This is a genomic window from Rhizobium anhuiense bv. trifolii (genome assembly GCF_024346605.1).
Lineage (GTDB): Bacteria > Pseudomonadota > Alphaproteobacteria > Rhizobiales > Rhizobiaceae > Rhizobium > Rhizobium anhuiense.
Genome location: NZ_CP098804.1, coordinates 86799 through 110669, shown reverse-complemented (window position 1 = coordinate 110669; position 23871 = coordinate 86799). Strand labels below are relative to the sequence as shown.

Sequence of the window (23871 nt, the reverse complement as noted above, 5' to 3'; positions counted from 1 at the left end):
GTGATGATTGCCGAAGGACGAGGAACAGGTCAGCAAGCTCCCTTGCCCTTTAAGACCGCAGGAATTGTGCTCAGAAGGATGTGCAAGTCGAACCACAAGGACCGGTTGTCGATGTAGAACTCATCGAGTTGCTGCTGCAGCTCGATATCCGCATTGCTTCGCTCGGATATTTGCCAGAGACCCGTCAGCCCCGGCGTGACGGAACGGCGTTTGGCCCGAAATTCGCCGTCCATCGCCGAAAGGTGGTACTCGGGAAACGGGCGTGGTCCCACGAAGGCCATCTCGCCCGCAATGATGTTTGCCAATTGCGGGAGCTCGTCGATGCTCGAAGAGCGCAGCATATGTCCGATGACCGGAAGGATGCGCGGATCGTCCTTGAGCTTGAAGTGGCTCAACCACTCGGCGCGCATGCTGGGGTTGTCTCGGAATAATGCTTCAAGGCGCTGTTCTGCATCTTGGTACATCGTCCTTAATTTCAGGACGTGCACCGGCTTGCCGGACCGCCCTTCCCTTGTATGCCGGAAGAAGACGGGACCTGGATCGATGGCATAGACTGCAGCCGCTGCGAACGCGATGAATGGCGCAACCACGATCGTTGCAGGGATGGCGATCGCGAGATCGAGGATTCGGCGAACCAGATCCGAGTTGACCCAACTCCCACCAGTGGTGAGGCGAATGCCGATCTCTCCGCCGACATCTGCAGGTCGCAATCCGCTTACCTTGAGGCTCGGCGTGTCGGACAGCAAAATGACTTCCACGAACTTCCGACGCATCGCCGCCAAGTCGGGTCCAAGCGAGCCTGTGTCGCCGGCAATCACGGCAATGGATGGCCCGCCATCGGGCAATGCCTCCAAAGTATCGGGGGAAAAGGGCTCCGGCCTGATACCACACTGCCAGTGGTCCTCGAAATGTGCCACAAGCGCGGGAGTAAGGTTGCGCGCCCCTATGACAACCGCGCGCTCCCCCCAGATTCCAAGTCTCCGGCACAGGCCTCGTGCAAGCCAATGCGCAAGTGGCTGGACAATCAGCCCGAGAGCGAGGAACCCAATAACGGCAAGCAGCAGTCGTTCCCCCTCCGGCAGGACAATTGCTCCGAATGCCGTCAGGACAGCCACCTTGACGGTAGCTATGGTGCGCCGCCGGAGATGTTCGTGGTCATACAACCGATATCCAGGATAGAGGCCGGCCGACGCGTAAAGGATCATCGCAGCGAATGCTGCGATCGTGAACGTACGCTCCACCATTGTGCCCTCCGAACCCATGGGGAGAACGGACAGGAGAACAAAGTAGGCAATCAAATAGCTTGCAATGTCGCCGGCGACCAGGAAAGACGATGTTGCAAGCCGAGCAAGCTGGCGCCCTAGTGCGACTGATATATTCAACGCTGCCTGTGCAAAGGGATCGGCGGTCTTAGCTGCTATGGGCGGCACGGAACCTGCCGGAATCGCCCGCGACGTCATGTCATTTGATGTGGATGCCTTCGACGGACCTGGTCTCATTGCTGACGAAGCAAATAGGGACATGATGGCTACACCTTTACAGCTGCCGCTTTTGGCACGCTTGATCCAAAAACCTTGTCTTCGATTGGAAACTTCCGAAGCCCCAGTCTCTGGAATGCCGTCAGTGAGATGAAGGTCGGCACGACGAGCGCATAGCGCCGCCACAGCCGTCGCGGCTCGCACAAGAGCCGAAACGCCCATTCGAAGCCGCTTCTTTGAATGAACCTTGGAGCCTGCCGCTTGAGGCCGGCGTGGAAATCGAATGCGGCTCCGACACCGATGAGCATCGATGCTTCCAGACGATCGCGCATGCGCGCCATCCAGAGTTCCTGCTTGGGACTGCTCAGCCCGACCCAGATGATATCGGCACCCGACCGATTGAGCCGGTCAGCAATATCCGTTTCCTCCCGCGTCGACAGGTTGCGAAAAGGTGGCGCATAGGAGCCGACGATCCGTGCTTGCGGAAATTTTGCCAGAAGGCGCGCCTGCAGTTGCTCGAGTGTTTCGGCCGTTGCGCCATAAAGGAAATGGCGCAAGCCCTTGGAGCTGCTGGCATCGAAGACGGATAACATCAGATCCGGTCCATAGACCCTGTCGCTTTCCACATGACCAGCATGTCTCAGCGCCCAAACAAGCGGCATGCCGTCGGGGGTTACGAGGAACGCCCGGTTGTGGATCGACCGGAGCTCGGGATCATCTTGGCAGCGGACGATGCCGTGTGCGTCGCGAACGCACACATATTCCTTTCTGCCGTCTTCGATCGCTTCTTGAATAAATCCCGTCGCGCTTTTGAGATTGACTGCCGAAACGCGAACACCAAGGACATTCGTCCATTCTAGGGAACCCTTTGGATGAAGAACTGAAGTTTGGCTGCTGCCTGCTGATTGATTTCCCATGACCTACGCTTTCGCGATCGAAACTGTCATCAGAATATCCCGGCAGGCCGATTGCCTCCATACTTGCCGCTCCAGCTATTGGACGTAGAAGAGATTTCATATTTACGTCTTATGCCGCGACGACGTACAATATTCGAAGTAAGTCCATGTACCCCACCGCTTGCCATATTGCTCTTTTTGATGACCGTTGGCCCGAAATGGCGCTTCGACCCGCGCAGAGCCGCAGAAGCTATTCACTCTAGCGTGATCAACGCTCGTGAGGTTTGAGCGCGAACAAAGTCGGGAAGAGAGACATGCTCAACCCGATAGGCGAGATGAAGACCCCGGCCGGCGAGCGTTCGGAGACGTCCGACACAACCAACCAGCTGCGGACAGATCTAAGTTCCAGCGGCGATGTGCCGTATAGTTATAGTCATCAGGGAATTCCTGACCCCTATGCCGGGAAGGCTGCAATCGCGATCTTGACGTTCGCGGAACGCTCAGTGCAGAGATGCTGAGACAGCTCGCTGCCAATAATATTGCCCCGCCCACTATGGGAAACCTGCCTCACCCTACCAGATCTCTAGGTCCCCGATTTTGATGCGCATGCCTGCATGCGCTATACCCGCAAGCCTCGCACAGCGCGGGCACGCCGTGGTTGAAGGGCGTTATAGGTCGCCATAGCTGCGGACTTTATCGCCGCATAACACCCCTCGTCGCGGCGCCTTTTGTTACTCGGGCGGCGCGACTACGCTTCCGGTGTCCTCTCCAGCCTTCTGAAGATCTCCTAGGCCGCCGAATTCTCCCGAAAGCATGATCTCCGGATGGACCCTGAAGCTCTTGTCGTTCAAGTTACCGCTGTAGCGGTTGCGCGCGAATTGCACAAATCCAAGCCCAAGATCGGGAGCGTTGACATAGGCCACAATGCCACTGTCACTGTCGACAGATACAACATTCTCCTCAATGCGATTGGGGCGTGCCCATGGCGGACGCCAACCCTTGCCGGTACCCTCATCGACCCGAAAAGCCGCGCCCGATCCGTGTGTGATGACGTTTCCCGCCACCAGGTTGCTCCAACCGCCATTGATACCGATCGCCGCGATGTTGCCCGAGAGCGTATTTCCCTCGATACGCAGTCCGCTCGCCTTCCCATCCGTATAGATCGCCCAGCTGATAGGAGACGGCCATTCGCTGGTATTCTCGTATCCGGGAGGCCAGAACGTTCCATCGACCCTGTTCATGAGATGACCGGTCCCGGTCACCAGATTGGAGCGGATGACGCTGTTGAGAGAGTCGGCTTGCTCCCCCATCATCTTGATGGCGCCGCCATCTGCCGTCTGCTGGTTGGCGTTATGGATCACGTTGTGCTCGATGACAGCGTTATAGACGGCGTCGTTGGAACCCCATAGCGAACCGCCGGCGATTCCGAACTGCGCCGTGTTTTCGATCAGATTGTTGGCGATCCTGACATTGTCAGCCGCCTGGAACCATATTCCTGCGGTTTCAATGTAAACCTTTCCGATGTCATGGATGTGGTTCGAAAGGATTCTGGAGCCGTTCGACTTGCCGAACGTGCCATAATTTGTGCCGACGTAAATCCCGTTGCCAGCCACATCGGCAATCACATTGCCGGCAATCAACGCATCCTTGCTTTCCGTCACATGGACCCCGACGCCGACATTTTCGATGCTGTTGCCGAGAATCTTGACGCCGTCAGCGTGTTCGATCCGTATGGCGCCAAATCCTCTGGTTTCCGTATAGAACTTGCCGCTGCCTTCAGGAGCGCCGTCTCTAAACTCGAGCCCTGATACAACCATCCCATTGGCCCCATCCAATTTGAACAAGGTCGGCAAAATGCCCGCAACGACTACGGAACTGGGTAACGACTGATCGACGGGGATATAATGAAGCTGGCCCGCAACAAGATCGTACCACCACTCTCCGGGAGCATCGAGCAAGGCCTTGGCTCCGGTTAGGAAATAGCGGCTGCCTTCTGCGGTAAAGAAATAGTCTGTGCCTTTGGTATGGACAGTTCGGCCGGCGCCATCGATCGATACAACTGGGAGCGTATCATTGCCCCACTGGCTTCCGGGTTGATACCCTCCAACGATGTCCACGACCAGTCCACTTGTATCACCCACTGCCGGAAGGTCGCCGGCATGGAAACAAAAGCGCGTGTTTCCCTCCCGCACGTCGATGGCAGGCTGGCACTTTGCGGCAAACAACCATCCTTTGCGTGGATCGCCATCAGCGGGAACGTCGGGAAATCGAGCCCGAGTTTGGCGTATCCCATTGACGAAAAGGTCACCGACCCCCTCATCCGGTGGCAATTTCAGCGGCGCCGTCCAGCGACCATCGGCCTGCTGCGTCCAGTTGAACACGCGTTGCCCCCCATGCAAAATCGGCGCTTCATTGCATCTTGCCGTGACGATCAAGCCCTTATCGCGGGAGTCAAAGACGATCGGGTGAGCAAGGTAGTAATCGCCTTTACCCAGCGCGATTGTGTTGTTGCCGCCCTTCTCACGGGCAGCATCACGGGCTCTTTCAATGCTGGCGAAAGGGCCGTCGCCGCCCTGCTGATCTGCGGTCGGAAGGAGGCCACTCCAGCTGTCTTTGCCATTGGGAGAAACGTAAAATATCGTCCGTGCCTCGGTGCTGCTGCTCAATACCTCGCTTAATGAAGTCCCATTCAACTTGGCGGACAAAGTCGGCGAAGCTTCCGCGCAAGTCGCCTCCCTGACGAGCATCTGCAAGCGCTCGGGCGCATCTATCTCTGTCCCGACCGGAGCCGGATTACCGGACTGCGGAAACAGCATGACAGGCAACATGCTCAGCGTCAGTCCAAAACGCCGCCTCATGATATCTGCAACCCGCTCGCAAGGCCGCGCGAGGGCGCTTGCCAAGGTGGCGCACGGCTGATCGAAACGACGGGCGCATATAGCGAAAACATGATGATGGCTGCGGTAAACAGGATGAAGATGGCGTCATTCTGAGTGAAAAAAATACTCTCGGTCAGATTCATCACCAGAATCATGATCGTAAAAACATTGAGCCAGAGCCACCCGTAGTGCGGATCATTGCAGTGAAGGGTCGCGCCTTGGCGGATTGCATGGAGAAGCAGCAGAACAAACGGAATCATTCCCATTATTCCAAAGCTCAACAAGATATCGCGGTATCCATTATGCGCGTGGGGTGCCGCCCATCCGATCTTCAACCACATGCGCGTCGCTTCGGGGTTCACGGTTGTCCAGAATGCCTGGTAACCGTAGCCAACCATCCAACGATCGGATATTTCGCGATCAACCAGCTCCCACAATGGCACCCGACCGGTCAGAGTCGCGTCCTTGCCGAGCGCTTCAAGGGCCGGAACCAGGAATTCGTGAAGCGAAATCAGAATGCCGAGCGACAGCTGAACGAAAAGCAGGACGACGACCACGCGGCCAATGCTGCTGCTTCTTTTCAGGAGGGTATAAAAGCCGATCAGGCAATACGCCACTGACGTTGCAATGATCGCGGTCATCGATCCGGAGCTTGCAAGGCAGATCACACCCGCGGCCAACAAGATGAACGCGGTTCGCCGCAGGCCGAGCGTCCCGTCGATCAGCACAGCCGTCGCCGCCAAGATCATCAGGGACGCGTACCAGCCCAGGACATTCTTGTGAATGAAAATGCCCCGCATTGTGCCATCCGGCATACTGGCGAGGCTTGGTGACACCACTGACATAACCACACTGAGGACGATACAGGCTCCGAGGGTTACAAATAACAGGAACAGCAGTTGCCTTGGGGTGAAACGTATCGCGAGCACATAGGAAAGAAGCACGCAAAACAAAAGACCGATTGCGCGCCTCAAGGTCGTTTGAGGCCCTATTGACCACAGGGTAGACAAAAACGGCAGGATAAGGATCGAGGGAACGATCAGATTTCGCCTGAGCGCTGTTAGAAATTGCGGAAAATTGCGTATCAGGATCACGATTGTAAAGACATATACAGGAAAGCAAGGAAGACGCAGTATAGATTTGGCGGATTCCCTGAGCGTTCCGTCCGCATCTGCCAGGATAAGCGGCAGAAGGGCGCCTGCCTGAAAAAAAAGGGATATGCCGGCACCCCAGCATTCTATAGCCCGCCAACTGATGGTTGGTCCGCTGGCAGTTCCGAGGCTATCTACTCTCATTGTCCGTCCCGACTGACTTGAAAAGACAAGCGACTGTTGATCGCGGCAGATCAAAAAACAGGTGTCGGCCTCCGCGCTGCGCTGCTCTCAAGCAATCATTCAGCCACAGCCGCAGTCAATCTGTCCTAGTGAAGGGCGGGCTACGCCTAATGCACCTTCGCTCCACCCAAAGACGGTGTTGGGCGTAAGCTTTCAGCCGGTCTTTACCCAAAAGACGGGTCTTCATGTCCGCGGATTGCCCTTAAGAGCAGGTGTTGCGCATGTCCGTTCGCCGGTACCGTGGCGATGAGTGTCTTGTGAAGCGTGGCGGGTAAGCCGCGGTTCTACTGGAATGAGGCAACAATTCTGACAGAGGCTCTCTCTGCAGTCGAAGCCTGGAAGGTTTAGGATTACTATGTTCCTGCGTCATGATCCTAGTTCTCTATGCAACACGACGGGCGCTCTATTCGTCGCGGCGACCTCACCGGTTCTGTGCGAGATGCTGTTCGGCCGACAAGCTATTATGGATATCACCATCGCCGAGGCTCCAAACCTCGATGGCTGCGTAAAGGTCGACCTCTCAAGCAACTTTGCGCTGCTGTACGGCGGTGCATCGCCGCAACCGGTCTGAGACGCGTCATGGAACGGCCGGCCCTCAGTGTCCTCATTAATAATTACAACTACGCTCGCTTCGTTGGGCGGGCGATAGACAGCGTGTTGAGCCAAGACGCCCGCAACGTCGAGATAATCGTCGTCGATGACGGCTCCACCGACCAGTCGCGGTCCGTTCTGGAAGCGTATGGCAGCCGAGTGAAGGTGATCTTCCAGGAGAACGCAGGACAGGCCGCTGCGATCAACGCCGCTGTGGGATTAAGCATGGGCGAGATCCTCTGCTTTCTGGACGCCGACGACTGGTGGGCGCCGAGCAAGCTGTCGGCGACGGCTGCAGCATTCCGCGCCAACCCTCAGGCATCGCTCGTCTATCACCGGCTGCAGCCAACGCTTGTCGATGGCACGCCGACTTCCAAGCCGATCCCTCGAAGCCTGTGTTCGGGCGCGTTGTCGGCGCTGCTCACCAGATCGGCTGGTTGGTGGCCTTTTCCGATGACGTCAGCCATCGCGGTACGACGTAGCGCATGGAATGCTGCGGGCAGCATTCCCGAACAATTCCGCATTTCAGCCGACGCCTGGCTCGTGGGCATCTACCCGTTTCTGGGGGACGTCATTGCCCTGCCGGATCCGCTTGGATTCTACCGCATCCACAATAACAACTGGTATCGCTCGACCGAGGATGCGACCACGCTGAGGAGGCGGATGACGCACTGGCAGCATACCGTTGAAGCGACGAACCTGTTTCTCTCAACCCATCAACTGCCGGCAAGACTACATCTGACGGATCACTATCCCTATCGCATCGCGTCGGCAAAGCTGCAGGGAGCCGATGCGCGCACCCGGTTCAAGCTTGCCGTCGAAGGCCTCTTCTTTGCCGGCGAACCAAACCTTGTCAGGCGGACGCGCGATAGTTTGCGCTCGGTGCGCGGCCTGTCACGGCTCGGTCTGGACGTCGGCTTGTCGGAGGCAGCAAAATGAAGGCGCTGCTGTTAGTTTCCGAACTGGAAGACTATACCATCTCATTTGCCAGCGGCGTTGCCCAACACCTAAACGTTGTGCTTGCCGTACCGCGCCGGCGCTATGCACATCTCGCCTCTTCCATTGATCCGGCTGTCGACCTGCACCTTCTGGACTGGCCGAGACACCGTTCTCTCTCCAATCCCTGGTTTCTGTACCAGCTTACGCGTCTGATCCGGCGGGAACGGCCGAACCTCATTCATCTCCTCAGCAATTCTACACTTTGGCTGAACCTCGCCGTGCCGTTCTGGCGCCCGATCCCGCTCGTGACCACCGTTCATGACGTGCAAATCCATCCCGGCGATTCCGATACGCGAACGCTGCCCGGCTGGGCCCCCGAATTGATGGTGAAACAATCCGGACATCTTGTCGTCCACGGCGAGGGACTGAAGCGGTTGGTCCTCGATCGATATTCAAAATCGCCGGACTGCGTCCATGTCCTGTCGCATCCTTCCATCCTTCGCTATGCGGAACTCGCCCGGCAACAGAAGATGGCGCCGCGCGAAGCGGATGGAACTATACGCGTCCTGCTCTTCGGACGGATTTTTGCCTACAAGGGCCTGGAACATCTGGTCCGGGCCGAGGCGATGCTCAAGGACGCACTTCCCAACCTGCGCATCACTGTCGCAGGCCGTGGCGACAATCCGATGATATTCCAGCCGCTCATGGGGGATGCCGGCCGCTACGATATTCGCAATCGTTTTATCGAGGATGCAGAGGTCGCCCAGCTTTTCCTGGACGCCGACATCGTCGTGCTTCCCTATACGGAAGCATCCCAAAGCGGTGTGCTCAACCTTGCCGCCGCATTTGGCAAACCGGTCATCGTGACGGATGTCGGCGAGTTGCGGGGCACTGTTCAGCCCAATGGGTTGGGAATGGTGGTCCCTCCCGGGGATCCCAAAGAGCTCGCGGCAGCTATCAGGACATTGGCAGACAACGGCGAGCTTAGAAACAATTTCGGTGCCAATGCACTCGAATGGGCCAAAGGGCCGAATTCGCCTGAACGCGTCGGCGCCCAGGCCGCGGCCGTTTATCGGGAGGTGGTCGGGTCATGCTGACAGAGGCCCTCACGGACAGAATTCGAGTGGCGGCACGGAGCGCGGCTAGCGTCCGCCACTATGTTCCGGGCGGCTGCGAGAACGGTGGCGGCATTGGCAGGCTGGTCGGCTATATCACAGAAACAGCCAAAGAGACCGGCACGAAACATTTCGTCACCGATACCAGAGGGGCTCGATGGTCCAAGGTGACGTCACCCGCACGGCTGCTCGGGGCCATCCTGACGATGGCAAAGGACCGGATTGTTGCGCCAGCCCGCATTCACCATATCCATATCGCCGGCCGCGGCAGCACCTCCCGAAAGCTGATCCTGACCGAGGCTGCCCGTTTGTTCGGGTGCTGCCATATATTGCACCTGCACGACTACGACTACGCCGGCGACTTCGAGAAACGCTCGCCGCGCCAACAACGGCTCATCCGTCGGATGTTTCAGAATGCCGATTGCGTTGTGGCGCTCGGCCGGCGCGATCGCATGACGCTGACGACACTTTTGGGCGTTGACGAGCGCCGCACGGTCGTTGCTCACAATTGCGTCCCCGATCCCGGGGCGCACGATATTCGCGTCGGTCAGACGCCGTTGATCGTATTCCTTGGCCGGCTGAGCGAACGCAAGGGGGTCACGGAGCTTCTGTTGGCCCTGAGCCACCCGATCATGAAAGAACTCCAGTGGCGGGCTGTACTGGCAGGCGACGGACCTGTCGAGGAATATCGCCGTCAGGCTGACGCCATGGCGCTTTCAAACCTGGTAGAGATGCCCGGCTGGCTTGACGCCGGAGAGGCGCGAGCCCTGTGTGCGCATGCAGATATCCTGGTCTTGCCTTCGCACGCCGAAGGTCTGGCAATGGCCGTGCTCGAAGGGCTGTCCCACGGCCTCGCCGTCGTCACCACGCGTGTTGGGGCCCATGACGAAGTCATTACCGACGGCGAAACCGGCATCTTCGTCCCAGTCGGAGACCAGGATGCCCTGGCTGCAGCCCTGGCGAAGCTGGTGTCCGATCCGGAAATCTGCATCCGCCTCTCGGTCCAGGGGCGCGCACATTATCTCAACCATTTCAGCATGATGGCCTATATGCGATCGCTCGAGAACCTCTACGAGACCGTTTCCGCGAAACCTCAAGCAATGGTTGGCGCACGATGACGATTTCCACTGTTCCGCCGGACCGCAACCTTCCCATCTCGCCGATGCGCTATGACCCTCGCTTTCAGGTGGAGACCAAGGCGGACAACTTCGATCTGGCATCCGCCTTCCGTCTCGTCCGGCGAAGAATGATCATGATCATCGCGATAACCGTGCTGCTGATGACGCCCACGGTGATTATTATCGCTGGGTTGAAGCCCACGTATCAGGCCTGGGCCCGATTGATCGTCCACCAGCCTCTCGCAACATCACTTGGTGCCGACGACAGCAGCCGCAGTGATCTACTTGACGCAAAATCGGAGACTGAGCGGCTTCTATCCAGAAGCATCGCAGAGCGAGTCGTCCGCGAACTGCGGTTTAACCTGCGGCCGGAATTCAATCCAGCGCTGCGCGAGGTCTCGCTCGTTGACAGTATCCGGGCAAAGTTGCGCGGCCTGTTCGACACGGAAAAACCCACCTCGCCGTCACGGGACAGCGTCGACGCCATCATCCCGGAATATTATAGGGCGCTCGGCGTGTGGCACGAAGATAAGAGTGACGTTATCCAGGTCAGCTTCACTTCCTATGATCCTCAACTCGCAGCCGCAGTCCCGAACCGGGTCATCAGCGTTTACCTCGATGAACGGAAGTTCAGTGTCAGTGGCCGCCTGGATTCAGCGCAAGAATGGATCCGACAGCGCATCACCGAACAGCAGGCCCGCGCGGATATTGCTCGCGAAGCTGCGCGCAACTATCAAGAATCGATGGACGTCGTCTCGAAAGAGGATGCTCAGGATGAACGGATCAAGTCACTCATAGAAGTCACTGGCCGCGAAGGGAAAATCGAAGAAAGCCGGCTTGAGGTAAAGGCGACGATATCCACGCTGGAAGCAACGGATAACGCTTCGGTCGCCGCGGAGAATATCGCCGTCCCCGACAACATTGCCACAAAACAACGCGATCTTCGCGCACAGGAGCAAGATCTCGCCCGTCTTCTTCAGACATATGACGGCAATGCCGAGGCCGTGGTGGATCTGCGTGGGAAGATCGAGCAATCCCGTGCCGATCTCAACCTTGCGACCAAGCAATATCTCCGAACAATGCGTGCCAAGCTCGCCGCACTCGATCACGAAGCGGAGGCAATACAATCCATCTTGGCTGAGGCTCATGAAAAACGCACACGCGATGCCATGGTGCAGACGGAATTGACGCGGCTGCAGCATATCGCCGACAAGGAACAAACGGCACTCGACAAGCTTGAGGACCAGCGCCGCGACCTCGCCGCGAAGGCCATGCTGCCGGGGGCGGAATTGGAAGTTTTGTCACCGGCTTCAGTGCCGCTCGCGTCACAGGGACGTGGACGGCTTTTCTATCTGGTGGGCGCCCTCCTGGCCGCAATCTCGGGAGCCGTAACGGCCGCTTTCGTGATCGAAATGTCGGACCGGACGGTCCGGAGTTTCGACCAGATAGCTGCGATGGCGCGTACGATACCGGCTGGACTTATCCCGCGTCTGGCGCGGTGGGAAAATTCGAAAACGATGTTCGAACATATGCCGGTCCCGATGTTTGACGAAGCAATCCGTACCGTGGTGCTTTCACTCAAGCAGTCCAATGGCGGCAAGTTGCCGAACAGTATCGTCGTTACGTCGGCTCACAGCGGAGAAGGCAAGTCGCTGGTCGCGAGATCGCTGGCTATCGAACTTGCCGCCGCCGCAATTCCGGTGCTGCTGGTTGACGGCGACCTCAAACGGGGAAAACTCAATTCGTTTTTCAGGTCGGGTCTAGTGCACGGACTGAACGAATTCCTGAATGGTCGGGCCGATGTCCGCGACATCGTCTACCGCCACCCAAGCGGTATCGATTTCATTCCATCTGGCAAATTCAGTCTTCAGCGGCGCGTCCGTTCGAACGGCCTGGCAGAAATCATCGAGATGGCGGGCGCGGCCGGCCAGATTGTCATCTTCGACAGCGCGCCTGTGCTCGCCTCGACAGATACCGTGCATTTGACCGCCCTGGCGGAAAGAACACTGGCAGTTGTTAGATGGGGAAAGACGAGCCGCCGCGCGGTCGAGTTCAGCCTGCAGCAAATGAAAAGCTCGCGAAACTCGGAAATTGTTGTCGCAATCAACAATGTAAATCCCAAAAACCACGCGCTTTATAATTTCAGTGACTCGGAATTATTTTCGAAATCTTTGATGAAATACTATAGCTTCAAGGAATGAATACTTAATATATTAGGAGATGCGCTTTCATTTTTGTGATACCGTACGACATGAACAGCATCATATACTTCTGCATTGGTATTCGAGTTGGAGGGCAACCATGGATATGGGAATGACAAAGAACCGAAAAGTCGCGCTAATTACCGGCATAACAGGCCAAGACGGTGCGTATTTGGCCGAGTTGCTCTTGGAGAAGGGCTATATTGTTCACGGCCTCAAGCGACGCTCATCGTCCTTCAACACCAGCCGCATCGAGCATCTATACGAGGATCCCCATGTCGAGAATCCTCGGTTTATTCTGCATTTCGGCGACATGACGGATTCAACGAATCTCATCCGTGTCGTTCAGGAAACGCAGCCGGACGAGATCTATAATCTCGCCGCACAGAGCCACGTTCAAGTCTCTTTCGAGACGCCGGAATATACGGCCAACGCCGATGGAACCGGCACCCTTCGGCTACTTGAAGCTATTCGACTCCTGGGGTTGACCAAGAAGACCCGCTTCTATCAGGCGTCCACCTCAGAACTCTACGGCAAAGTCCAGGAAGTCCCGCAGAGTGAAACGACACCGTTCTACCCTCGATCACCCTACGCGGCGGCCAAGCTCTACGCCTATTGGATAGTGGTCAATTATCGCGAGGCATACGGCATGCACGCCTCGAACGGCATTCTGTTCAATCATGAAAGCCCGATCCGCGGCGAAACATTCGTGACGCGTAAAATCACCCGGGCGGCGGCGGCGATCCATCTTGGACTGCAGGAAAGGCTCTATCTCGGCAATTTGGATGCCAAGCGCGACTGGGGACACGCACGAGAATATGTTCGCGGCATGTGGCTGATGCTGCAACAGGACGAACCGGAGGACTATGTGCTTGCGACCGGCGAAACGCACTCGGTTCGTTCCTTTGTCGACAAGGCCTTTGCCAAGGTGGGCATGCCGATTGATTGGCGTGGGAACGGGGTTGAAGAAAAGGGATACGACAAGACATCAGGCCAGTGTGTGGTGGAGATCGATCCAGCTTACTTCCGTCCGACTGAGGTTGATCTTCTGATTGGCGATCCGACGAAGGCGCACACGAAGCTTGGCTGGAAACATGAGACCAGTCTTGATCAGCTGGTGACGGAGATGGTTCGCGAAGATTTGAAAGTCATGGCACGAAATGTCCCGTCGGTCGGTGTCACGAAAGGTTTTGCCTATGCCTGAGGTGATCTACGGCCTTGCCGGAAAGAGGGTCTATGTCGCGGGCCACCGCGGCATGGTGGGCTCTGCGATCGTGCGGCGTCTCGCTTCCGAGGGCTGCGAGATTTTGACGGCCACCCGCGCCGAGGTCGATCTCAGACGGCAAGAGCAGGTGGAGACCTGGATGAGTAAGAATCGTCCCGACGCTGTCTTCCTGGCTGCTGCGAGGGTCGGCGGCATTCTCGCGAACGCCACCTATCCGGCCGACTTCCTTTACGACAACTTGATTCTCCAGGCGAACATCATCCACGCAGCCCATAAGGCTCAGGTCGAAAAACTGATGTTTCTGGGATCGTCCTGCATCTATCCGAAATTCGCCGATCAGCCGATCGTTGAGGACTCACTTCTGACAGGATCGCTCGAGCCCACGAATGAATGGTATGCGATCGCCAAAATTGCCGGATTAAAACTCTGCCAGGCCTATCGCAACCAGCACGGTAGAGATTTCATCTCGGCCATGCCTACCAATCTTTATGGTCCAGAGGACAATTTTGACCTGTGGTCAAGCCATGTCATGCCGGCGCTCATACGCAAGGCGCATGAGGCCAAGATCAACCAGCAGCAAGAGATATGCATCTGGGGTACTGGCACGCCGCGGCGCGAATTCCTGCATGTTGACGATTGCGCCGACGCCTGCATCCATCTCATGAAGACCTATTCCGCCGAAAGTCATGTGAACGTAGGTTCTGGCGAAGACATTACCATCCTCGAATTGGGATATCTCGTCTCCAAGGTCGTCGGTTTCGAAGGCAAGATCACGTGTGATCTCACCAAGCCAGATGGCACGCCACGTAAACTCTTGAACGTCGACAAGCTTCGCGCTCTCGGCTGGTTTCCTAAGATAGGCCTTGAGGAGGGTATCGCAGACGCCTACCGCTCCTTCCTTGCTGGCCATTATCTCGAACGCAGCAACAGCGCTGCGTCCGGCGACTTGATCGGTCAAAGCGACATCAGCTTTGAGAAAGCCAAGACTTCGGCGCTGCACGCGCCCATGCTCTCCACGGTCGCACATCATCCCTCGCGCTAGCGGATTTACGCGAGGGATAACAAGGTTTTGTCTCGGGGGAGGCATATGCTGGGGCGGAACGAATAGTGCAACCAGTAGAAATCAGGATCGCAGCGCTCATTTTCCTGATGGTCGTGTGGGCGGTGATTATCGGTGCGGTGATGGATTTTTTCGCGGTCGAGATGCCGACATCGCTGGTCGCGCTATTGCGCAGATAGTCCCACGTCGGATCGCGCCGCGAGATTGCCTTCAGCTGGACTGTCGAACGACACTCGCTGCGGTAAAGTCGGCAGGCCTGGCCACAGCCGCGCCGTTCAGCTGCCCGGTGCAGATCCCCGCGCTTTAGTTCTTTATCGTGCCGCCGGCAGCCCCGATATCGTCCGGCGTGTCGACGTCGAGGCAAGCTGCGTCGCCAATTTCGACATCGAGCACGGGCAGGCCTGACGTGGCGATGATACCGCGCGCACCGACGTCGCCTTCAAGTCGCAGGATCGCGGGATGGAGAGAACGCGGCAGAATGACAGGATTGCCGGGCTTGCCGCGCGAGACGGCGCGCACGACGGCTTGGCCGCCCGCATTGCGAAAGGCGACAATCAAGGCATCGAGGTGGGCGGTCGAAATGCCGGGCATATCGGCCAGCATGACGAGAATGCCGTCGGCACTGTGAGCGTGCCTTGATGACACCCCCGCGACGAGCGAGCTCGCCATGCCTTCCGCATAATCGGGATTATCGACGAGAGTGAGATCAATCCCAGCGAGCGCGGCCTCGATCTCGCGCCGGCGATGGCCCGTGACAACGACGACAGAGGCTGCGTCCGACCCGAACGCGGTCATTGCTGTCCGCCGCACGAGCGAAACGCCGTCGAACTCGGCCAGCAGCTTGTGTTTTCCGCCCTCGCCCATCCGGCTTGCCCGGCCGGCGGCGAGAATGACGATCGCCACCGACGCCTTAAGCAAAAGCCACCAGTCTTGCCGCAGCGATATCCGCCAGCACCGATAGCGCCAGCGACGTTGCATCCCGTGTCGGGCCGAACAGTCCGATCGGCGCTTTGATACGGCGGATGTCGTCCTCTGCGAAAGCCATGGCCGTCAACCGCTCGATGCGCCGGCGATGCGTCCGGGTGCTCCCGAGCGCGCCGATGTAGAAGCCGGGCGAGGCAAGCGCGGTCTCGAGAATGGCGGCTTCGGCGTCGAGGTCATGATGCAGGAGTACAACGGCCGTGAAAGGATCGATGGTGTCGGCTGCGACCCTGCCCTTCTCGCCCTGCTCCCGGACGATTACGTCGTAGCTGGAAGCCTCGGCCAGTCGCGCGACGGCCTGTGCTTCGATCGTCTGCCCGGAAAGAACGACGCGGGTGCGCGGACGATAGACGCCCACGAATTCTCGCCCGAGCCAGCATGCCCGTGGCGGTGGGCCGACCGGTTCGATCGTCTGCCGCGCCGGCGAATATACAAGGCCGGCGGCCCGCCTTCGTCGAAGACGATCCAGAACATGCTGCAAAGCGCCGACTTCCCTTAGAACATGGATCGCAACGGAGATTCCTCCGCCGCAAGGAAGGACGATGTCGAAGAAGGGCGAGCCTTCGCCGAACTTCACCGTGCGGTCGTGTCCTTCCGCCATTGCCAGAAGCGCTTCGGAAGCGACTGCGGCTTCGACGCATCCGCCGGAGACATAGCCGCAGAAGCGCCCGTCTGCGGCAACCGCCACATGCGCGCCGAGCGCGCGCGCGGCCCCGCCCCGGATTTCGACCAGGGTGGCGAGTGCTGCCGCACCAACACCATGGGCGTCTATTGCGAAGCGAAGCAGTTCCGCAGGATCGTCGCTGGACGAGGCTCTGACGGGAATTGGCGCCATTATCGGCGCGATTATCTGATTCATGGACAATCCTACAGGAAGCGACGGCGAGCCCACTTCGAGACCGCCGTCGAAATCATCAGGCCACGTCCGGCAGGCCGCCGATCAGCTTGTCGAGCGTGAGCGGATAATGCCGGACCCTCACGCCGGTCGCGTTGTAGACGGCGTTGGCGATCGCTGCCGCGACGCCGCAAAGGCCAAGCTCGCCGACGCCCTTGGCTTTCATCGGCGACGACATCGGATCGGTTTCGTCCATGAAGATCACCTCCTGGTGCGGAATATCGGCATGCACCGCCACTTCGTAGCTGGCGAGATCGTGGTTGACGAAGAAGCCGCGACGGGTATCGACCACGAGTTCCTCGGAGAGCGCTCCGCCGGCCCCCATCGTCATTGCGCCGATGACCTGGCTGCGGGCGGTGATCGGGTTGAGGATGCGGCCCGCCGCGCAGACTGCGAGCATCCTGCGAATGCGGCTTTCACCGGTGGCGATGTCGACGCCAACCTCCACGAAATGCGCTCCGAACGTCGATTGCTGATGCGTGTCGGTGAGATCGCCCCATGTGATCGTGTCCTCGCCGACAAGACCATCTGGACCGGTGGCCTCGGCAAGAGGCACTGAACGATCGCCCGAGCGGACCTCTCCATTCTCGAAGACGATGTCTCCTGAGTTGAAGCCGAGCTTTTTGGCGACGGCCTCACGCAGCTTGACACAGGCTGCGTAGACGCCCGAGGTGGAAGAATTGGCGCCGAACTGTCCGCCGGAGCCCGCCGAAACAGGAAAACGCGAGTCGCCCAATTGGACAGCGACCTTGTCGATCGTAACCCCCATCATTTCGGCGGCCGTCTGCGCGATGATCGTATAGCTGCCCGTCCCGATGTCGGTCATGTCGGTTTCAACCGTCACGACGCCTTCCCGGTCGAGCTTTACCCGAGCGCCGGAGGGAAGCACGAGGTTGTTGCGGACGGCAGCGGCAACACCCATGCCGACCAGCCAGTTGCCGTCCCGTTTGGAACCCGGCCTTCCCCGTTCACTCCAACCAAACCGCTCCGCACCGAGCCTGAGGCAGCCGATGAGATTGCGCTGGGAAAAAGGCCGCTGCGGTTTCTCGGGATCGATCTGCGTGTCGTTGACGATCCGGAACTGAACAGGATCCATACCAACTTTTTCGGCAATCTCGTCGATGGCGATTTCGAGCGCCATCAGTCCCGGCGCCTCGCCGGGAGCGCGCATGGCGTTGCCCTCGGGGAGGTGAAGCGTCGCCAGCCGCATCGCCGTCATCCGGTTCGCGCCGGCGTAGAGAAGACGGGTCTGGTTGACGGCGGTCTCCAGGCCTCCGCCGGGAAGGTCCCCGGACCAGCTTTCGTGGGCAATGGCGGTTATCTTGCCGTCACGCTCGGTTCCAATGCGAATTCGCTGGATCGTCGCCGGCCGGTGGGTCGTGTTGTTCATCATGAACGGGCGCGGCAAGGCAACCTTGACGGGGCGTCCAATCGCACGCGCGCCGACAACGGCAAGCACGGCATCCGCCCGCAGAAACAGCTTGCCACCGAAGCCGCCGCCGATGAAGGGCGACATCAGGTGGATCTTCTCCTTGTCGATGTCGAGTGTCGTTGCAAGATCGGACCGCCACCAATCGATCATCTGGCTTGATGTCCAGACCGTCACCTCATCGCCGTTCCAGGCGGCGATCGATGCATGCGGCTCCATCATCGCATGCGATTGGTCGGGCGTGGTGTAAGTCTCGTCCAGAGTGACGGGAACTGCGCTGAAGGCAGTCTCGAAATCGCCGGTCGCGGTATCGGGCTGCTGCGATTCATCCGGCTTGACCGCTGAGACCTTTGCCTCACCGAGGTCGAATACACCCTTTTCCTCGGCATAGTCGACCTTGACCAGCGCGGCTGCGGCGCGCGCCTGTTCGAAGGTTTCGGCGACGACGACCGCGATTGCCTGGTGATAGTGCTGAACCTCGTCGCCGCCGAAAAGCTTGGCGGTGTTGAACTTGCCCTTCTTCCGCTCGCCGATGTCGAGCGTCGTCACGACAGCAAGCACCCCGGGAGACCTCTTGGCGGCGGAGACATCCATCGACGTGATGCGGCCCTTGGCGATGGCCGAGCCGACGGGATAGCCATAGGCATAGCGCATGTTCGGGTCATGCCACTCATAGGCGTACATCGCCCGGCCGGTCGTCTTGAGCTGACCGTCGATGCGGTGGATCGGCTGGCCGACGACCTTCAGATTGTCGATCGGGTTGGTTGTCGCTGGTGTGTCGAACTGCATGGCTCACCCCCTTGCTTCGGCGATGACCGCGCCGAGCGTGCGCTCGACCAGGTCGACCTTGAAACGGTTCTGTTCTGTAGGATGGGCATCGGCAAGAAGAACGCCCGCCGCCGCCCGCGCACCTTTCGGCAATTCAGCTTCAGCTGCCTCGATGCGCCACGGCTTGTGAGCGACGCCACCGACGGCGATGCGTCCTGTGCCGTCCGACTGGATAACGGCGCCGACCGAGACCAGCGCGAAGGCATAGGAGGCGCGGTCGCGGACCTTGCGATAGATGTGGTTGCCGCCGATCGGCGGCGGCAGCAGGACCGCGGTGATGAATTCGCCACGCTCGAGAACAGTCTCGATATCAGGCGTGTCGCCGGGCAGCCGATGAAAGTCGGCAATAGGTACCGAGCGGCGGCTGCCGTCCGCCTTTACCGTCTCGATGACGGCATCGAGCGCCCGCATCGCGATGGCCATGTCGCTCGGATGCGTGGCGATACAGCTCTCGCTCACGCCGACCACCGCATGCTGACGGCTGAAACCGCCGATAGCGGAACAGCCGCTGCCCGGCTGCCGCTTGTTGCACGGCTGGTTCGGGTCATAAAAATAGGGACAGCGCGTGCGCTGCAGGAGGTTGCCGGCCGTCGTCGCCTTGTTGCGCAACTGCCCGGAGGCGCCCGCAACGAGCGCCCTGGAGAGCAAGCCATAGTCACGGCGAACGGTCTCATGGGCGGCAAGGTCGGTGTTGCGGACCAAGGCTCCGATGCGCAGCCCGCCCTCGGGGGTGGATTCGATCCTGTCGAGGCCGAGACCGTTGATGTCGATCAGATGCGTCGGTGTCTCGATCTCGAGCTTCATCAGGTCGAGGAGGTTGGTGCCGCCGGCGATGAATTTTGTTTCGGGATTGGAGGCGACCGCCTTGGCCGCGGCCTCGACCGACGAGGCGCGTTCATAGGTGAAGGCTCTCATGCTTTTATCCCCGCGACTTCCGAAATGGCATCGAGAATGTTGGAGTAGGCGCCGCATCGACAGATATTGCCGCTCATGCGTTCGCGGATCTCGACGGGAGTGACGACCGCCTGTGCCGTAAGGTCGCCGGTGACGTGGCTTGGTATGTTGGCCTTGATCTCCTCGAGCACCGCCACGGAGGAACAGATCTGTCCCGGCGTGCAGTAGCCGCACTGAAACCCGTCATGCTTCACGAACGCAGCCTGCATCGGATGAAGATTTCCGGGTTGGCCGAGACCTTCGATGGTAGTGATCCGATCGCCTTCGTGCATGACCGCCAACGTCAGACAGGAGTTGATCCGGTGGCCGTCGACCATGACGGTGCAGGCGCCGCATTGACCGTGATCGCATCCCTTTTTCGTGCCTGTGAGATGCAGGTGCTCGCGCAGCGCGTCGAGCAGCGAAGTTCTGTTGTCGACCTCAAGATCACGTCTTTCGCCGTTGACCGTGAAGGAAACTTTCGATGTATGCGCCATTTCATTTCCTGGGGACTGTGCCGCCGCGGGAGTGACGGCTCCGGTGACCGCGATCGTTGCGGCCGACGAGATAAGCAAATCTCGACGGGAAAGTTCCAGTTGTGTCTGGCTTGGCATGAACTGTTCCACCTTGCTCGTTGGACATAGGCGCGGGTCGACGCCGTCAGCAGAGGTAGTGCAACTCCGTCCTTTGATTAGGCCCTTTCCGTTGCATACGGTTATCAATCTGGTTCATGAATGCGTGAGCCATAGTCACCCAAAGCCCAGTCCATGGTCATCTTCAAATCAGCTTCGAATGTGATTTGCGGGGTTACCGACCATGCCCCTCGCCCTTATTCGTCGCATTACGTCACGCAGGCGTATGGATGACGCATTCCGCCTGCTGTTCGACGCATATGCCATCATCTTTCCCAGGCGTTCGCTTCATTATCGGCACCATGCCCCGGCTCAAGCACAGATAGGCAAACAATGATGAATATCGCGCAGATGCAGGAACAGCGACTGAAGGCGCTCGAATTGACCGGATCGGGCGCACCGAAGCGGCCTTCCAACCCGTTCTTCGGCGTCGGTCCGATCACGGATGCGACCACCGACGAAGTGGACAGCCGTCTTCGGAGCGCGGCCTTCGACGCGTGGATCGAGAAGACCTATCGCAAGTTCGATGACAGGGGTAACGACATCGGCGGCTTTACGACCGCCGAGATTTCCCGGAGCATGCATCGCGGCTATCCCGCAGACAAAATCCTGACCGACATGATGCGGGCGATCCATCGCTATTTCGGCTTTCCGAAGACGAACCGCATGGCAGTGGGACTCGGCGGCGGCCACAGCGGCTACACGGTCTGCATCCAGCATCTGATGAACGCCAACGACGCGACCCAGCATGTCTATGTCGATACGCCGCGGCCAGAGAGCGATCCCTCCAGGGCGGCCGGTTTCTTCCGCCAGTCTTGGGCCACGCAGTTGATCGAGATGCAGCGCTTCGCCGAAAAGGGCTGCGAGAGCCGCATTCATTTTGCCGCCTCCGAAGGCGTGATCCCGACGGCAGCGGAGCTGTCAGCCCTGGGCGTTTCGATCTTCGTCGGCGTCGGTCACGAAACGACCGGCGCCAATGCCTATACCAGCCGTGAGATCCGCGAGCTTTTGAACTGGCTCGATGGCGACCCGGCAAATCGCCATGCGGTGTTCGATGCCACCTCGATGCTCGGCGCCATGCCGTGGGAGCCCGAACTGGTCAGCGCCGTCATGGCGAAGTGCTGCCTGTTCATGCCGTTCCAGAAGGCGATCGGCGGGGTTTCCGGCTATTTCGTCGCCTCCTTCACGCCGCATGCTTTGGCATTGATCGAGAAGAACCAGCAGGATCCGGCCTGGGCGATCCCACGCCAGTTGAAGATCGCACCGCCGATCGATCCGAGGCGGCCGTTTTCGGCGAAGCGCTCCGTCGATGCAGGGCCGTTCTACGATGCTGCCGAAGACCGCATGCTCGGCGGCGTCATCAACACCTACAGCGCGCTCGCTTTTGCCGAGACCACCTTCGGCCTGTTGCAGTCGGAGGCCCGGGTCGGCTCCGTCGTCGAGCTCAATCGCCGCTCTGCCGCCAATCGCAACGTGATCGACGACTGGGTCAAGTCGCATCCGCTTCTGTCGCTGACCGTCACCGATGCCGAGCGGCGCGGCGCGGCGGTGACGCTTCTGAAGGTCGAGGATGTCGGCATCGCCGATGCCGACATCCATGCCCGCATCATCGCGCGTTCGAAACAACTGCTCGGCTATGAGGGCATGACCCATCCGAACGGCGAATACGAGCCCGGCCTCGACGCCGCCCGCTACGTCAATGCTTTCCCAGGCACACCCGGCGACTACCGCGCCTGGGTTGGCGGCATCCGCGAGCCGGATGATGTCGTCGCACTGCTGGAGAATCTGCAATACGCCTATCTGCGCGCCAAGATCGTCGTTCTCGAAGAGGAGTTGGCGAAGGAGGGCGTCACGTTCGAGGCGCCTGCCGGCGCTGGTGCAACGGCCCGCAAGGACGATCCGGCGCGCGCCTATACCGTGCTGATCGCCGACCTGGTCGGCCTGCGCTTCGACGCTGGCGGTCAGCCGGATCACAGCGAGATCAAGGCCTATATCGAGGAAAAGGGTGGCGTCTTCCACCTCAGGGCGCTAAGCGATCGCTCGGCGCTCGAGAAGGGCCGCGTCCATTTCTTCTATCAGCCGAACCTGAGCACGGAGGCAGAGATCCTGCCGCAAACCGACAAGGGCCAGTACGACGCGCTGATCGCGGCGGCGACCTTCGTTCCAAAAGCCTCCGTATTCCCGTTCGGCGGCGTGCGCATCGGTGCGGGCACCGGCAATATGGGCTCGGCCTCCTGGGGTGGCGGCAATGGCGAGGGCGGCAACGCGCCGCTGATGAATACGCCGGGCATCAACAGCCGGGCGACCGCTCAGATGGCGATCAAGGCGATCCTGAAGGTCGTGCCCGATCTGCCGGTCGACAGGCTGCATCGGATGGTCGCCGGGGGCGACTTCGATACAGGCCGCCAGCTCAAGGATTTTCCGACCGCCAAGCTCGAAGGCCGGAAAATCGCCATTCTCGGCTATGGCAATATCGGCCGCGAAGTCGCCAAGCTCGCCAAGGCTTTCGGCATGAAGGTGGCGATCTACGCCCGCCAGCATCACCAGCGCTGGATTGAGGCGGAAGGCTTCGACTACGCCAAGACTCCGGTTGAAGCGGCGAGCGGCGCCGACATACTCTCCGTCCATATCGGTCTCGGCCGCCTGGACGGGTCAACCGGCGTCTATTCCAACGCCGGCACTGTCGATGCGAAGGTGCTCGGCGCTATGAAGGATGGCGCGGTGCTGGTCAACTACGATCGGGGCGAGGTCGTCGATGTCGCCGCGCTCGACGAGGCCCTGTCGTCGGGCAAGATTGCTCATGCGGCGATCGACGCCGACCTCTTCAAGGACGCCGCGACCGGCAAGCTCAGCGGGCCGATACTTCCTTACCTGCCACTCGAAGAGCGCCATAAGGGCAAGCTGGAACTGCTGCCGCACGCCGCCGCCGACACCGACCATCCCTCACGGGTGAACGGCGCCAAGCAGGCGGTCGACCAGATCTTCGACGTCATCCGCTTCAAATCGGTCACCAATCTCAAGGGCGACCTGCCGGAGGGTTACGTGTCGGCCGGCAGCCGCACGCCGGCAGGCATCGGCCGGGTAACGAAGCAGGCAGTCGCGGAGGCCGGCGGCAAGACGGAGATCCTCAACGAGTTGCAGCAGACCTCGATGAAGGTCGCGGCGATCCTGGGCGGGCTCTCGGCCGTTTCGGATCCCTGCCATCGCAGCCGGCTCATCGATCGCTACACCGCCCTGCTCGTCGAAAGCGCCGACCGGCAGCGGGCGCTGCTCGACCAACTCGGGCTCTACGGTCCGGCGGAGGACTAACTTGCTGGCGGCCAACCAGCGCCGCCGG

Annotated in this window: 18 protein-coding genes; 9 read left to right on the top strand and 9 right to left on the bottom strand. The window is 59.5% G+C overall.

All coding sequences use genetic code 11. The annotated features are described in order from the left end of the window. Positions 1–29: 29 nt before the first annotated feature. From NE851_RS32330 to NE851_RS32315, 4 genes are all read right to left on the bottom strand, one after another. On the bottom strand, positions 30–1523 hold the full coding sequence (locus NE851_RS32330; protein WP_254962601.1) for a sugar transferase: 1494 nt from the start codon (positions 1521–1523) through the stop codon (positions 30–32). Positions 1524–1528: 5 nt separating this feature from the next. Then, a complete protein-coding gene (locus NE851_RS32325) occupies positions 1529–2395 on the bottom strand; it encodes a WecB/TagA/CpsF family glycosyltransferase (protein WP_028757515.1) in 867 nt (288 codons plus the stop codon). 710 nt (positions 2396–3105) lie between these two features. Next, complete coding sequence (locus tag NE851_RS32320; protein ID WP_254962600.1) at positions 3106–5232, bottom strand: right-handed parallel beta-helix repeat-containing protein; 2127 nt, start codon at positions 5230–5232, stop codon at positions 3106–3108. Then, positions 5229–6548, bottom strand: coding sequence for an O-antigen ligase family protein (locus NE851_RS32315; protein ID WP_254962599.1), 1320 nt, complete (start codon positions 6546–6548; stop codon positions 5229–5231). The genes NE851_RS32320 and NE851_RS32315 overlap by 4 nt, the downstream gene beginning before the upstream one ends. A 394-nt stretch (positions 6549–6942) precedes the next feature. Here NE851_RS32315 and NE851_RS32310 point away from each other — a divergent pair, with 394 nt between their 5' ends. From NE851_RS32310 to NE851_RS32275, 8 genes are all read left to right on the top strand, one after another. Beyond that, positions 6943–7158 carry a hypothetical protein gene (locus NE851_RS32310; RefSeq protein ID WP_028757675.1) on the top strand — a complete coding sequence of 72 codons (216 nt, stop codon included), beginning with the start codon at positions 6943–6945 and terminating at the stop codon, positions 7156–7158. Positions 7159–7166: 8 nt separating this feature from the next. Then, the gene (locus NE851_RS32305; RefSeq protein ID WP_028757676.1) at positions 7167–8117 is read left to right on the top strand and encodes a glycosyltransferase family 2 protein; all 951 of its coding nucleotides are present in this window, start codon (positions 7167–7169) and stop codon (positions 8115–8117) included. Continuing rightward, on the top strand, positions 8114–9214 hold the full coding sequence (locus tag NE851_RS32300) for a glycosyltransferase family 4 protein (RefSeq protein ID WP_097545093.1): 1101 nt from the start codon (positions 8114–8116) through the stop codon (positions 9212–9214). The genes NE851_RS32305 and NE851_RS32300 overlap by 4 nt, the downstream gene beginning before the upstream one ends. Next, positions 9208–10350: a glycosyltransferase family 4 protein gene (locus NE851_RS32295; protein ID WP_097545092.1), complete on the top strand. Its 1143-nt coding sequence runs from the start codon at positions 9208–9210 to the stop codon at positions 10348–10350. The genes NE851_RS32300 and NE851_RS32295 overlap by 7 nt, the downstream gene beginning before the upstream one ends. Beyond that, on the top strand, positions 10347–12551 hold the full coding sequence (locus NE851_RS32290) for a GumC family protein (RefSeq protein WP_254962598.1): 2205 nt from the start codon (positions 10347–10349) through the stop codon (positions 12549–12551). Before NE851_RS32295 ends, NE851_RS32290 begins: the two co-directional genes overlap by 4 nt. Before the next feature lie 100 nt (positions 12552–12651). Continuing rightward, positions 12652–13755 (top strand): GDP-mannose 4,6-dehydratase, encoded by a 1104-nt coding sequence (gmd, locus tag NE851_RS32285; protein WP_047619747.1) that lies wholly within the window; start codon positions 12652–12654, stop codon positions 13753–13755. Continuing rightward, positions 13748–14818, top strand: coding sequence for a GDP-L-fucose synthase (gene fcl / locus NE851_RS32280; RefSeq protein WP_254962597.1), 1071 nt, complete (start codon positions 13748–13750; stop codon positions 14816–14818). The genes gmd and fcl overlap by 8 nt, the downstream gene beginning before the upstream one ends. Positions 14819–14883: 65 nt before the next feature. Further along, on the top strand, positions 14884–15015 hold the full coding sequence (locus NE851_RS32275; protein ID WP_254962596.1) for a hypothetical protein: 132 nt from the start codon (positions 14884–14886) through the stop codon (positions 15013–15015). Between the two features lie 124 nt (positions 15016–15139). Here NE851_RS32275 and NE851_RS32270 read toward each other — a convergent pair whose 3' ends face one another. From NE851_RS32270 to paoA, 5 genes are read right to left on the bottom strand one after another with little or no spacing between them, the layout of a single operon-like run. Next, positions 15140–15754 carry a nucleotidyltransferase family protein gene (locus NE851_RS32270; RefSeq protein ID WP_097545088.1) on the bottom strand — a complete coding sequence of 205 codons (615 nt, stop codon included), beginning with the start codon at positions 15752–15754 and terminating at the stop codon, positions 15140–15142. Then, complete coding sequence (locus NE851_RS32265) at positions 15747–16676, bottom strand: XdhC family protein (protein WP_097545086.1); 930 nt, start codon at positions 16674–16676, stop codon at positions 15747–15749. The genes NE851_RS32270 and NE851_RS32265 overlap by 8 nt, the downstream gene beginning before the upstream one ends. Before the next feature lie 55 nt (positions 16677–16731). Continuing rightward, entirely contained in the window at positions 16732–18930 is a 2199-nt protein-coding gene (gene paoC / locus NE851_RS32260; protein WP_097545084.1) for an aldehyde oxidoreductase molybdenum-binding subunit PaoC, read from the bottom strand. A 3-nt stretch (positions 18931–18933) separates the two neighbouring features. Beyond that, positions 18934–19884, bottom strand: coding sequence for an FAD binding domain-containing protein (locus tag NE851_RS32255; RefSeq protein ID WP_127431844.1), 951 nt, complete (start codon positions 19882–19884; stop codon positions 18934–18936). Continuing rightward, positions 19881–20528 (bottom strand): aldehyde dehydrogenase iron-sulfur subunit PaoA, encoded by a 648-nt coding sequence (gene paoA / locus NE851_RS32250; RefSeq protein WP_097545080.1) that lies wholly within the window; start codon positions 20526–20528, stop codon positions 19881–19883. Before paoA ends, NE851_RS32255 begins: the two co-directional genes overlap by 4 nt. Before the next feature lie 339 nt (positions 20529–20867). Here paoA and NE851_RS32245 point away from each other — a divergent pair, with 339 nt between their 5' ends. After that, the gene (locus NE851_RS32245) at positions 20868–23843 is read left to right on the top strand and encodes an NAD(P)-dependent oxidoreductase (protein ID WP_097545079.1); all 2976 of its coding nucleotides are present in this window, start codon (positions 20868–20870) and stop codon (positions 23841–23843) included. Positions 23844–23871 lie beyond the last annotated feature (28 nt).